The sequence below is a fragment of the Chryseobacterium sediminis genome (assembly GCF_008386505.1).
In the GTDB taxonomy this organism is placed as follows: Bacteria; Bacteroidota; Bacteroidia; order Flavobacteriales; family Weeksellaceae; genus Chryseobacterium; species Chryseobacterium sediminis.
Genome location: NZ_VUNZ01000003.1, coordinates 289,634 through 303,370, shown reverse-complemented (window position 1 = coordinate 303,370; position 13,737 = coordinate 289,634). Strand labels below are relative to the sequence as shown.

General features: G+C 36.6%; 10 protein-coding genes. 1 reads left to right on the top strand and 9 read right to left on the bottom strand.

Features of this window, described 5'->3' with window-relative positions:
• Positions 1 to 169 precede the first annotated feature (169 nt).
• The 5 genes from gldG to kbl form a co-directional block, all read right to left on the bottom strand.
• Positions 170 to 1,840, bottom strand: a complete 1,671-nt coding sequence (gene gldG / locus FW780_RS16635; RefSeq protein WP_149834796.1) for a gliding motility-associated ABC transporter substrate-binding protein GldG — start codon at positions 1,838 to 1,840, stop codon at positions 170 to 172.
• A gap of 4 nt (positions 1,841 to 1,844) precedes the next feature.
• Complete coding sequence (locus FW780_RS16630; RefSeq protein ID WP_149834795.1) at positions 1,845 to 2,573, bottom strand: ABC transporter permease; 729 nt, start codon at positions 2,571 to 2,573, stop codon at positions 1,845 to 1,847.
• 59 nt (positions 2,574 to 2,632) lie between these two features.
• Positions 2,633 to 3,184, bottom strand: a complete 552-nt coding sequence (locus tag FW780_RS16625; protein WP_149834794.1) for a CopD family protein — start codon at positions 3,182 to 3,184, stop codon at positions 2,633 to 2,635.
• Between the two features lie 93 nt (positions 3,185 to 3,277).
• Positions 3,278 to 3,793 (bottom strand): hypothetical protein, encoded by a 516-nt coding sequence (locus FW780_RS16620; RefSeq protein ID WP_149834793.1) that lies wholly within the window; start codon positions 3,791 to 3,793, stop codon positions 3,278 to 3,280.
• Positions 3,794 to 4,100: 307 nt separating this feature from the next.
• A complete protein-coding gene (kbl, locus tag FW780_RS16615; RefSeq protein ID WP_149834792.1) occupies positions 4,101 to 5,297 on the bottom strand; it encodes a glycine C-acetyltransferase in 1,197 nt (398 codons plus the stop codon).
• A gap of 158 nt (positions 5,298 to 5,455) precedes the next feature.
• Here kbl and FW780_RS16610 point away from each other — a divergent pair, with 158 nt between their 5' ends.
• Positions 5,456 to 6,334, top strand: coding sequence for a cupin-like domain-containing protein (locus FW780_RS16610; RefSeq protein WP_149834791.1), 879 nt, complete (start codon positions 5,456 to 5,458; stop codon positions 6,332 to 6,334).
• A gap of 64 nt (positions 6,335 to 6,398) precedes the next feature.
• Here FW780_RS16610 and FW780_RS16605 read toward each other — a convergent pair whose 3' ends face one another.
• The 4 genes from FW780_RS16605 to FW780_RS16590 all read right to left on the bottom strand — a co-directional run bounded on the left by FW780_RS16605 (position 6,399) and on the right by FW780_RS16590 (position 13,670).
• Positions 6,399 to 8,327 carry a M1 family aminopeptidase gene (locus FW780_RS16605; protein ID WP_149834790.1) on the bottom strand — a complete coding sequence of 643 codons (1,929 nt, stop codon included), beginning with the start codon at positions 8,325 to 8,327 and terminating at the stop codon, positions 6,399 to 6,401.
• Between the two features lie 83 nt (positions 8,328 to 8,410).
• Complete coding sequence (dacB, locus tag FW780_RS16600; protein WP_149834789.1) at positions 8,411 to 9,880, bottom strand: D-alanyl-D-alanine carboxypeptidase/D-alanyl-D-alanine endopeptidase; 1,470 nt, start codon at positions 9,878 to 9,880, stop codon at positions 8,411 to 8,413.
• A 161-nt stretch (positions 9,881 to 10,041) separates the two neighbouring features.
• Positions 10,042 to 12,489, bottom strand: coding sequence for a replication restart helicase PriA (gene priA, locus FW780_RS16595; protein ID WP_149834788.1), 2,448 nt, complete (start codon positions 12,487 to 12,489; stop codon positions 10,042 to 10,044).
• 272 nt (positions 12,490 to 12,761) lie between these two features.
• Positions 12,762 to 13,670: an AEC family transporter gene (locus FW780_RS16590; RefSeq protein WP_149834787.1), complete on the bottom strand. Its 909-nt coding sequence runs from the start codon at positions 13,668 to 13,670 to the stop codon at positions 12,762 to 12,764.
• Between the last annotated feature and the right edge of the window lie 67 nt (positions 13,671 to 13,737).

Sequence of the window (13,737 nt, the reverse complement as noted above, 5' to 3'; positions counted from 1 at the left end):
ATCTGCTCGATGTGTCTAATCCCTAGATATTCTGATACATGATTGATTATACTGAAATATTTCATTAAGTAATTTCAGTGAAAGCTTTTCATCACTCCAATAAGTGGTTACATCTTACAGCTATAATAGAAAATAAAAAAGAGAAACCTTACGATTTCTCTTTTTTATTTTATCCAAATTTCTTTTTCCTCAGCCAGAAGAACAATCCTCCTATAAGGCCGATAATTGCCAGTGGAAGCAATAAGTTCAGCCACTGCCATGTAGTTTTCTCTTCAGTAATTCTTTGTCTGTCAAGAAGTCTTTCTTCGATATTTCTGTTTCTCAGTTCCATCAGATTGCTGTCATCTAACAGATAATCCAGCGCATTTCTAAGGAATTGTTCGTTTCCAAACTGTTCATTCGTCAACAGATCAACTCCTAGCGGAAGTGGTTTTCCTTTGATCACTTTGTTTCGTCCCACATCTCCGTCTGCGATAACGATCATTTTATTTTCCGGACTGGATGCTTTGAATCCAGGGTAAGATTTTCTTTCAATTCTAGACGCGTAAGCAGAATTAAATTTCCCTTCCAATGCTACTGCGAAGATCTTCGGTGTACTTGGTTTTTCCATTTGCCCAAGACTGTCTACGCTTGCAATTTCTTTCAGATCTACATAGTTCGGAACCTGTTTCAGCAATGTTCTTTCACTGGATTCAAAAAGAACTTTTGTTTTGATATTCTTTCGTCCTCCTAAAGTATCAATAGAAGTTGGGAATTCAAATTTTACTGGGTTAATATTTTTTGTAACCGGATTATTATTTTCAGCAATTCCAAGCGGATAATAAGGCCAAGGCAAGCTTGTGTATTGAGGATTTCCACTTACTTCACCTGTTACAAGCCTTAATAGGGCAAACTTTTTAACGTCTTTTACCAAAGCAGGATTAATTCTCAACCCGTAATTAAAAAAGAAGTCCGTCATATTGATGTCTACAGGGAAAGGCATTACTTTTTTGGATCTTGTTAAGGTATCCATCTCAGCATTTACCGCATCAATCATCCAAAGTGTCTTTCCTCCATTCATGATGTACTGGTCAAGAATTACTTTTTCATTATCTGTAAAAGCTTTTCTTGGTTTTGCAATTACCAAAGCGCTCATCTGCTTCAATAAAGGAATATCTTCCAATGAAAGTTCAGTCTGATTTTTAGGAATAATAGGTCCCGCATCATAGTTTTCCATAGCCAGCTGTACAAATCCCTGGAACTCATCAGGATTCAATTCATCATGGTTGACCAGAATCCCGATTTTCTTTCTCTTTGCTGCTGCAATATTTTTAATATTAGAAACAAGATTATATTCCAGTCCTTCGATAGATCTTGTCAGCTGCTGATCGGCATCAATTCCTGCCTGTTGTACTACCAATGGTATAGAAACACCGTCATTTCCATGTTTGATTACAGCGTAAGGGAAAAGGGTGATCTGTGAAATCTTTCCGTCTTTTACATCAGGAAGAATAGACGGCTGCATTCCCATTGCCATCAGGGTGTCCTGAGACATTTTTGTTTTAATCGGATCGATGAATTTAAAATCGATCTTCGGATTAATTTTTCTGAATTCCTCCAGCATGAATTTCGTTTCGCTCTGAAGCTGTTTGAAACTTGCCGGAAAATCTCCTTCCAGATACACTTCAACAGTCAGAGGCTTTTTAACAGACTCCAGTACTTTGATGGTGTTATCAGAAAGTGTGTATCTTTTTTCTTTTGTTAAGTCTAATCTGATTCCCGAATACGTCAGGATAATTACCAATGGAACAATGGCAAATAAGAAAATTCCCAGTGGAGATTTAGCATTGATCTTCTTCATAATTCTACTTCTTTTTGTTTATAAAATGATTAGACAATACTAATGAAGCACCGATGACAAGAACAAAATATGCTACATCCTTAAAATCAATAAGCCCTCTTGTAAAGCCTAAGAAATGCTGATAGAAGCCTATATTCTGAAGGATAAAATCTGCTCCTCCCAATAGTTTATAGCTTGCCAGCTGTTCGATTCCGAAATACATGATAAAGCACATGAAAACGCCCAACAGATAAGCCATAATCTGATTTTGTGACAGCGAAGAAGCCAAAATTCCCACCGCAGCAAAGGCCGCAATTAAAATAATGAGCCCAAAGTAACTCCCAAAGGTCATTCCAAGGTCAATATTTCCTGCAGGAACTCCCAGCACATATACTGTATAAAGGTAAATGAGTGAAGGAATAAGGCATAAAACCCCAACAATCCATACAGAAAGGAATTTTCCGGTTACAAGTTCCGAAACTTTTAACGGCTGTGAAAAAAGCCAGTTTAATGTTCCCGTTTGCTGTTCTTCCGCAAAAGTTTTCATAGAAAGGGCCGGAATGATAAACATCAGCAGCCATGGAACCAATACGAAATAGCTCTGAAGCGAGGCCATTCCGATCTCAAAAATATTAGAATCGTTGTCGAAAAAGAACAGGAAAAGAGTTGCTATCAAACTGAAAGCGGCAATAATCACCCATGCGCTCCAGTTTCCAAAGTAACTCCAAAGTTCTTTCTTTAAAATTGCAATCATAGTTTTTTTGTAAGATGTAAAAAGGATGAATGTTCTCAAACATGCGCCCTACTCAACAATTATTTGTTTTTTTTATTTTTATTAACCAGTTTCACTGTCATCATGATCAGAAATACAAGAACGAAAAATCCTGCGATTAATTGCCACCAGTATTCAATTACCATCGATTTTAAAATAACGGTAAATACCACCAGAAACAGAATGAATGTAGCAATTTCATTGGCCTGTCTCAGCTTGATATTAGCAGTTGGCAGTGTATTTCCATGTAATGCTTTCAAATGAAGTACTTTTTTCCAGCACCAGTAATGGTAAACAGCAAGTCCGATAAGAAAGGTCAGTTTTAAATGAAACCATCCCATTTTCATCAGCCCCGGATTTAAAAAGATCATCACCAGTCCGCATACAGCCATAATTACCCCCGCAGGAACGGTGATAATATTCCACAGTCTTCTGGCCATAAAGGTGTATTGCTCTCTCAGAATTCTTTTTTTATCGTCTGCAAATTCGTCGGTATCCTTATAATAAACAAAAATCCTCACGAGATAAAAAATTCCCGCAAAGTAGCTTACCATGAAGATAATATGTAAAGCTTTGATGATGGTATACAGCATCCTAAAAATTTGTTTGCAAAGATAGTTTATTTCGGAAAAAAAGAGAATTTAATCTAAAATCTTTAGCTTAAAATAATAAAGATTAAATATTTTTTAGAATTTGAAAATGAATTTCATATCAACATTAAAATTGAGACGCAGATTGGAACCCTGCCGATTTGAATGATAGTCAAAGGGAAGACCATCTACAGGAGCATAGTCTTCTTCCTTTCCTGCCATATTAGTATAAGAAATATTTTTTTGTCTGATACCAAAGCCAATTTTAGGCATAAAGCCAAACCATGAAGACTCTTTATGAATCAAAATACTGTAGTTAATATTTAAGCCATATTTGATTCTTTTATAATCTGCTGAGCTAAAAGAATAATAAACATCATTTTCGTCATAATATTTTCCTGAAATATTTTTTCCTATCTGATTTAAATAGAAAGCTTCTACTGATACAAAATGTTTTAATCTTGATTGAGGCGCCAGGCTGTAAAACACTTCCGGTTTTATCTCAAAAATTCTGTTTTCCCCCTCAAAATTGGCAATATTTACGGGAGTTATTTTGTCGGTTCCATATGCCAATTCGCTTCCCACCCACCATCTTTCATTTATTTTCCGCATATAACCTATATTATAGCGTTGATCACGAAAAGGGGCAAAAGCACTTACAGTAAGTATTGATTTGTAGTCATTAGATTGAGCATAAATTGTTTTGAAAAAGCTAAAAAAAACAAAAAGAAGTAAATATTTTTTCACAAAATGGTTATTAGAATTAGTGTTTCAAATATATTGTATTATCATCTATTCAACAATAGTATTCATTTAATTACAAAAAAAAACAAAGTACTGAATGTTTATTTCATAAAAAAACAGGATTTCTCTAAATAAGAAATCCTGTTTTCATTCTACAAACGTAGAACTTTTTATCTTAAGAAATAACTCCTAATTCTTTTCCAACTTTTTCAAAAGCAGCAATCGCTTTATCTAAGTGTTCTCTGGTATGAGCCGCGGATAATTGAACTCTGATTCTCGCCTTCCCTTTCGGTACTACTGGATAGAAGAATCCGATAACGTAAATCCCTTCATCCATAAGCTTTTCAGCCATTTTTTGAGAAAGAGGCGCATCATAAAGCATTACCGGAACAATCGCAGCATCTCCTTCAGGAATATCAAAACCTTTAGCTTTCATTTCCGTTCTGAAGTATTCTGCATTCTCCATTACTTTATCACGAAGAGATGTATCATCAGAAATCATATCCAACACTCTCAATGCAGCTCCTACAATCCCAGGTGCCAGAGAGTTAGAGAACAAATAAGGTCTTGAACGCTGTCTCAGCATATCAATGATCTCTTTTTTACCGGAAGTAAATCCTCCTAAAGCACCCCCTAAAGCTTTTCCTAATGTAGAAGTAATGATATCTACTCTTCCCATTACCTCATTCGCTTCATGAGTTCCACGACCGGTTTTTCCGATGAAACCTGTTGCATGAGAATCATCTACCATGACCAAAGCATCATATTTATCAGCAAGGTCACACACTCCTTTCAGGTCTGCAACAATACCGTCCATTGAAAATACTCCGTCTGTTACGATGATCTTAAAACGGTGGTTCTTTTCAGAAGCTGCAATCAACTGAGCTTCCAGATCCTCCATATTATTATTTTTATATCTGTATCTCGCTGCTTTACAAAGACGAACACCGTCAATGATTGAAGCATGATTCAATTCATCTGAAATAATAGCATCCTCTTCTGTAAACAATGGTTCAAAAACGCCACCGTTTGCATCAAATGCTGCCGCATAAAGGATAGTATCTTCAAGACCTAAAAAGTCTGCGATTTTTTTCTCCAAATCCTTGTGAATATCCTGTGTTCCGCAGATGAAACGTACCGATGACATCCCATATCCATGAGATTGAATCATTTCCTGAGACGCTTTCATTACTTCCGGATTGTTGGATAATCCCAGATAATTATTCGCACAGAAGTTCAAAAGCTTTTTTCCGTTAGCTTCTATTTCTGCACTTTGCTGAGAAGTGATGATTCTTTCTCTTTTGTAAAGTCCGTCATTCTCAATATTCTGAAGTTCGTTCTGTAAATGTTGAAGGTATTTTTCAGAGATCATTTTTAGTAATTTTTTAGATGTGCTAATTTACTAAAAAGGCAGTAAAATAAAACCTTTTATATGTTTAATTCTAAAAAATCAATTCTGCTTTCAGTTTTAACATTATTAGTCTATTAATTTAGTAGGATAATAATTATATTTGTTTAAAATTTGAGAGCATGAGATTAAAGCCGGTACAAAAAATAAAGACAATCAATCCAGAAACCTTTATTAATAACCATATGAAGCCGAGAATTCCAATTATTATCGAAGATTTTATAGATCCGGAAAGCCCTGCCTTCAAAAAATGGAATTATGACTATTTCAAAGAAATTGCAGGAGATCATAAGGTGAATATTTACGGCAGTGAACTTGATTCTCTCGACAGAGTGGCAAGTGATCCAATAGCCCAAAGCACATTTTCAGAATACCTTGATCTGATTCAGTCTGCTCCTACCGAACACCGTCTTTTTTTATTTAATTTATTGAAAATAAAACCAGAACTTAAGAATGACATTATCTACAATGATGTTACAAATGGCAAAATACTAAAATGGCTGCCTTTTATGTTTTTTGGAGGTGAAGGCTCTGTCACCAGAAATCATATTGACATTGATATGTCCCATGTTTTCATTACCCAGTTTCAGGGAATCAAAAGAATCTGGCTTTTTCCCTGGGAACAGTCTGACATCATGTATAAACTGCCTTATAATTTCCACAGTCTTGCCCAAATAAGAAACCCAGACTACAGAAAATATCCTGCACTACTCTATTTAAACGGCTATGAAGCTGTGATTCATACTGGTGAAACGCTTTATATTCCTTCCGGATGGTGGCATTATATTCAATATGATACGGAAGGATATTCCATATCAGTAAGGGCACTTCCATCAAGTCCTCTTGAAAAATGGAGAGGTTTTAAAAACCTGGTCATCACCAGACATTTTGATAATCTCATGCGTAAACTATTCAAAGAAAAATGGTTTGAATACAAAGTAAAGATAGCCCGAAAGAGAGGCGCCAAAGCAGCGAGAAAACAAAGAAGCTTTCAAATCTGAAAGCTTCTTTGTTTTATTGTCATTGATAAGTAAAGAACTTATTGATATTTTACAGTTCTTACTTTTAATGCTTGATGAATTTGATACTCTTTTCATCAATCGTAATGAAGTAAGTTCCCGGAACCAATTCTGAGATCCCAATCGCTTTACCTGGCTGATATGTTCCTTTTCCTACCAGCTTTCCATCTATAGCATGAATCGTAAAATCCGCAGCTCTGTTTATTCCTTTCAGATTAATTTCATTTTTAGCAGGATTTGGATAGAGTCCAAAACCTTCCTTCTCAACAGAAGAAACACTTAAAGTATTATCCTGAGTAACGGTAGAGTTTTTCTCCAGAATCTGGTATTCATAGTTAAACTGAACACTTGCAATAGGGAATGTTACAGATTCTAAAAAGCTTTGATTATTTGAAGTATTGTTAAGGACCAGATAAGCAGTCTGCCCTGAAGTTCCGGTTACTTTTATAGGTAAAGGCATTTCAAAAAAGCTTACGTTAGAACTGCTTTGTGTCTGAGAAACTTTAAATAAAGCCTGATTACCACCCTGCATCCATTTTATAGTATAGGTAGGATATCCTTCTCCATACACCCAGTCATTAAAAAATTCCGTAAAATCTTTACCCGTAGACTGAAGCAAAGAAGCATTAAAATCTGCAGTACGCGCATAACTATAAGCTAAGTTTGGTCTTGCGTGATAGTCTTTAAGTGCCTGATAAAAAATGGCATCCCCTAAAATCCATTTCAGCATTCTCAATACATATCCCCCTTTGGAATATGATAGTCTGCTGTCGAATATTCTATTGATGCTGGAAAGCCCGCTATCCGGCACATATACTGTTCCTGTTGTACTGGCAGTAATATAATTGGACTGGCCTTGCAGATAATTCATAAACTCTGTATTGGTCATCAATAGTTTTTCATTAGCAAGATGCTCCCCGAAAGTAGCAAAACCTTCATTCAGCCAGATATCATTCCATGCACCACAAGTTACCTTATCTCCAAACCATTGGTGAGTAAGCTCATGAGCAATAAGCTGCTTGCTCCAGCCTCCCATAGAAGACATTGTCTGATGCTCCATTCCTCCTCCATACATAAATTCCATGTGTCCGTATTTTTCGTTTCGGAAGGGATATAAACCAAAATACGTTTCAAAAGTATTCATCACCTGTTTTGTCCATTCAATATTATTCAGACTGGTCTGGTTTGAATTGGTGGATGGGTAAATATAGTTGACAAAAGGAAACGGAGGATTCCCGATGGTGTCCGTAAGTTTTACAAAATTAGTAATGGAAAGTGCAATCAGATAAGCCGGTGTAGGATACATCGTTCTCCAGAAAGTAAGCTTCGTTGATCCTGTAGGGAAAGTTTCGGACATTAATTTTCCGTTGGCAGCAACGCTGTAATTGGATGGTGTTGTAATTTTGAAATCAAATCTTTCAATTTTATCATTCAAACTTTGTTTTGTCGGAAACCAGTCCTGTGCGCCATACGGCTCATTCAAAGTAGAAAGCACCGGAACTCCGCCCTGAGTAGCTGTTGTAAAGGCTCCATTGGCACTAGGTGGCATTCCTGAATAATGAATAGTCAGAGAATCCAGTGTATTGGCAGTAATCGGGGTCTGAAAATCAATTTTCACTTCGTTGGAAGGAAGCTGCTGAAAAACAAGGTTGTTGCCATGATATTTAACCTGAGAAACCGTTAAAGCAGTTGTCAGATCAAAGTAAATGCTTCCCATATTCTGGGTAGGCTTAAAATGAGAAGTTACCGATCCGGAAATATTATTGGAAGCCGGGTTGAGCGTAACATCCATTCTTTGATACTGTAAATCGTAATTCAGAGTATTGGGATTAGTATTCCCGATATTCATTTTTTGTGTAAAGGATTTTTTCTCTTTTTCGATCAATCCTTTCATATCGATGTTTTGTTCATGCTTCTGGCCATAGAACGGCTGAGAAAGTAAAAATCCCAACACCAAAAGGTACAATTTTGTCATGTTTAGAAAAATTTAACCAAATATAAAAAAAACCTTTTAATCAATGATTAAAAGGCTGTTATAATATATAAAATAAAAAATATTTAAAGATCCAGTGCAGGTTCAAGAATTTTTTCCATTCTCTTTTTCACCATATCTACAGATCCGGAATAGTTATTTACCATTAAGGAGAACACCAATGTTTTCCCGGAATTTGTCTTCAGATATCCTGCTAATGTTTTTACTTTATTCAGTGTTCCTGTTTTTGCAAAAACCTGTCCGTTACCTTCTCCTATGAACATTCTTTTTAAAGTTCCGGATTGTCCGCCAATCGGTAAAGAGGTCAGGTAAGATCTATAGTATTTCTGATCCATCAAAGAAGTAAGAAACTTCACCTGCGAAATTGGGGTTACATTATTGCTTCTTGAAAGCCCGCTTCCATCCATATAATTAAGACCAATCATATCAAAACCGGCATCTTTCAGGTGGCCTGTTACCACAATTCTTCCTGATTCTGAAGTCTGGTCGCCCATTTTCTGATAACCAACTGTTCTCAATAAAGCTTCCGCCAATGAATTATCACTGTGCTGATTGGTATAATAAATAATATCACCTAAAGTTGGAGATTTATAAGCTGAAAGCATTTTTCTTCCTTCTGGAGCTGCATCAGTCATTTTCGGACTTACTTTTCCGGTAACAGGAATTCCGCTTTTTACTAATGTTGTTCTGAAAGAGTTGGCAAGGTATGCCGGAGCATCAGGAAGTTTGGTTGTTAAACCCCCATTTCCTTCGTATTTATCAGCATATACCATCTGATGATTGTAAGGAGAAACATAGAAAAACTTCTTATCTGTAGAGAAACTTCCTTTTTTAACAATCAGCTTTTCGTTAGCCGGGTTGATATCTCGGGTACTTCCTGCCGGCAGATAGTAATTATTGTTTTCCAACCATACAACATTTTCCGGAAGCACTGAAATATTGCCTTTGAAAAGCGCTGTCTGAATGATAATATCACCATTTACCTTTTTGATTCCCTCTCTTGAAACGCCGCCTATGAAATCTGAAATGATATCTCTATAAGATGATGCACCTGCTTTGTTTGTTCCCAAAGAAGGGTCACCGCTTCCTATTACATAAAGATTTCCATTTAAAACTCCATTTTCATCTATCGTTCCTGAATACTCAAGCTGAGTCATCCAACGATAGTTTTCACCCAGCAGGTTTAACGCTGTTTCCGTTGTAAGAAGCTTTGTAGTAGATGCAGGTACTAAAGGAGTATTTTCATTGTACGAAGAAATTACTTTCTTCGTTTTCGGATCGTACACTACGAATCCCCAGCTTGCATTTTTCAGCACAGGATCCGCCATCATTGTGTTTACATTAATATCTACCAGTTCTTTTGCTGACAAAACAGTTTTCTCCACCATCGTACTTACGGGTGAAGGCAGGTTTAAACTGCTTTTCTGACTGTCATAATTCTGAGAATAAAGAACGGTAGAAACGGTAGATTGAGCCAGGAAAAGACCAGAAGCCAACACCGCCGCACTTGAAATATATTTTCTGAAATTTACCATCTATCTTCTTTTTGTTCTATAGTTTTGACTCTATAAAAAATGACAGGTTAAATCATTCAATAAAAGAGCCAAACACTTAATCAACGTCCAAAAGTAGAAATTATTGTCATATAACGGACCACTGACCCATTATAAAAGAGTGTAAAGTTTGTTAAAAATTGTTAAAAATCAACAAAAACATCTTTTTTAATGCTTTGATATGCAGTGATTTCATCAAATTCTTTTAAACTTATCAAAACCAAACTTTTGAATTTCTCATAGTTTTTCCCTCGGGGAAGTTTAAGCATAATCTGGAACTGATATAGATTATTCAATCTTGCAATCTGGGCTCTTTCAGGGCCCAAAACACAATCTTCAGGAAGATATTTTCTGAGGATAGAACCCAGAAACTGAGAAGCACGGTCTACTTTATCCTCCTTTCTGTGCTTCATTTCAATCATAATCAGCTTCGTAAACGGCGGATAATGGAATTTTTGGCGTTCAGTAAGGATATATTTATAGATCTTCGATGGATTGTTCATCTTGATAAGCTGGAATACAGAATGATCAGGATTAAAGGTCTGAATGAGGATTTTCCCTTTTCCGGAAACCCTTCCTGCTCTTCCTGACACCTGAGTAATCAGCTGATAGGCTCTTTCTTCTGCTCTGAAATCCTGTACATATAATAAGGAATCTGCTTTTGGAATTGTAACGAGTTCAATATGATCAAAATCCAGCCCTTTGGAAATCATCTGTGTTCCTACAATGATGTCTGTTTCTCCACCTTCAATCTTTTCATACAGTTTTTCGTAGGCAAATTTCTTACGCATAGAATCTACATCCATCCTGTCCACTTCATTTTCAGGGAACAGTTTGGAAACTTCTTCGTGAATCTGCTCTACACCTACACCTCTTTCATTTAGTTTTTCGGAATTGCATTTCGGGCAGGTTCTTGGTTTTGAAGCTCTCTGTCCGCAATAATGGCATTTCATTTCATTGGCTGCCTTGTGGTAAGTCATCACCACATCACAATTGGAGCAGTAATTGACATAGCCACAGCTCTCACATTCTATTACATTGGAATAGCCACGGCGGTTGTGCAGGACAATGGCCTGTTTTTTTTCATCCACGGTCTTCTTAATCTCCTCAACAAGCTTCAGAGAGAAATTTCCGGAAACTTTTTTAGATTCCAGCGCTTCTTTGAAATTGATCAGTTCATATTCCGGCAGATTCACATTCCCGAATCTTTCATTCAGGAAAATATATTTCATTTTATCTTTTCTGGCTCTGTAATAGCTTTCAACGGAAGGAGTTGCAGATCCAAGGATCACTCCCGCATTGTAAAATCCACCCAAAACCAATGAGGCATCTTTAGCATTGAAATAAGGGGTCACTTCTCTTGGTCTGTAAGCAGAATCATGCTCTTCATCTACCACAATAAGCCCCAGGTTCTGATAAGGTAAAAACAATGCGTTACGCGTTCCTATCAGAATACGGATATCATTCTGTTTGATTCTTTTCCAAACTTCCACTCTTTCAAAATCAGTCAGTTTCTGGTGATAAAATCCTAATTGCCGGCCATATTTTTTTTCTAATCTCTGTGTTATTTGTTTGGTCAGGGAAATTTCAGGGAGTAAAAACAGAACATTTTTTCCTTCTTTGATGCATTCTTCAATTTTTTCTAAATAGATATGCGTTTTCCCTGATGAAGTTACCCCATGAAGCAGGACATTTTTCCCTTCTTCAAACGCTTCATCAATCTCAGATTTGGCAATTTTCTGCTGTTCTGAAAGCTCTTCAAGTTCTTCAATCTCTCCTTCATAGCTTTCAATTCTGTCTTTCTGCATGTAGTATTCCTCCACCAGACCTTTATCTGCTAAAGGTTTGAAGTGAGAACTTCCGAAATAACCGTCTTCAAACAGCTCAGATTTTTTAATATGAGCATCTGGATTTTCTGTCTGTTTTTCTAAAATAAGAAGGAACAGGTCTTTCTGCTTTTGGGCTCTGTTTAGTTTTAAAAGAATATCCGTAAGGTTCTGATTGGCCAAAACCTCATCTTTAATTCTTACATAGGCTACTTCTTTAGCTTTATATTTTTCAGCAATTTTCTCATCAATTTCAATATACTGAAGATCAATCAATGAATTGATGGTCCTGATAATATCCTTTTTAGGAATAAAAGCTTCAATATCCGTCAGATTGATCAGCTGTCGTACTTCAAGTGCCTGAATCAGGTACATTTCATTGACATCCAGATTTTCAAAATCAACCACCACCCCTGGTTTCAATTTTAAATAGGTTTCGCTTTCCAGTTTCAAAGAAGAAGGGAATGAAAACCTATAAATTTCTCCAAGACTACACAGATAATACTCCGAAAGCCAGTTCCAGAAACGGATCTGTTCTTCGGGAAGAATCGGCTTATCATCCAGCATGCTGATGACTTCCTTAGCTGCAAAGTTTTCCGGTGCATTGTCGTGAAGCTCAAATACAAGTCCCGTATAGATTTTCTTTCCGCCAAACGGTACCAAAACACGCATTCCGGGTTGAATTTCGGACATCATTTCTTCGGGAACTTTATAGGTAAAAGATCCTTTGAGGTTCAGTGGTAAAACAATTTGAGCGTATTGCAAGGGAAATATTTAAAGTGTAAAATTAGATTTTTCTTTAGAGAACTGCAACTTTGTGGAAATTCTTTGATGTTCTTTAACCAACCTTAGAAATCTTACTTAAAAATTACTGGGTTTATTCCCACCTTTCATTTTATCATTCCGCAGGAATCTCAACATTTCAGTATTCAAAATCGTCTTGATATCAAATATAGCAGATTGGATTCCTGCGGAATGACAAAGAATGCGCATAAAACTATATCAATTGACAGTATTGAGAAAACGTTGATTTATCGTTAAAAAAAGTATTCGGTCATCTCATACCAAAATGCAGAAGTAAAAAATCCTACAATAATACTGACTCCAATGATAAGATTGGTCAATTTTGTATTGAGTCTGAACTGTTCTGCGATAATACTGGAGGTAACCAGAGTAGGCATTGCCGCTTCAAATACAGTAATTTTAGCCACATCTCCTTTTATTCCCAATAATAAAGCCATTCCAAGAACGATTGCCGGTGCCAGAATAAGCTTATAAAGCATTGACATCGACATCTGGGGAATAAGTTTCCTCCATCCGTTGAATTTCAACTGCAGACCAACAGAAAACAGAGCTAACGGACTTACTGTAGCCGCCAGCTTATCAAAGAAAGGTTCTGCAACGGTAAAATCTATGAACTGCGACAATACCAAAGCGGAGATACAGCCAATTAATGGGGGGAACGTAATGAGTCTTTTTAAAATAAATATTGCGCTTACTTTTCCTGCTCTGCTTCCTCCTTTCACTGCTGCAATAATTCCGAGGGTTGAAAGTGCAAAGAACATCGTTTGGTCACAAATAATGGCAATGCTCAGAAGCCCTTCTCCATAAAAGGCACTGATTAAGGGAAATCCTATGAATGAAGTGTTACTATAACCGCTTGCCAGCTCTAAAGTACTTCTGGAACGCCTGGAATATCCTCTGCTCTTACTGTAAAACATCATAAAGAAGAAGCAAAACACAGAAATTAAAAATGTGGCTGCAATCGGGAACAACATCTCTGTTGTCCATTTTACTTTGGGCAGATATTTAAACGAAACTGCCGGAAGAGCAAGATAAAGAATCCAGGTATTGATACCCTTATGAGCATCTGGGTGGATAGATTTTGTTGCTTTGAATATCATTCCTGCAATAATGCACACTGCAATCAGAACAAAATTTACCATAACTGTAAAGAAATATGATGCAAATTTACGGCTGATTTTTGAGTTGGAAGGGTAAAATTTATATTTT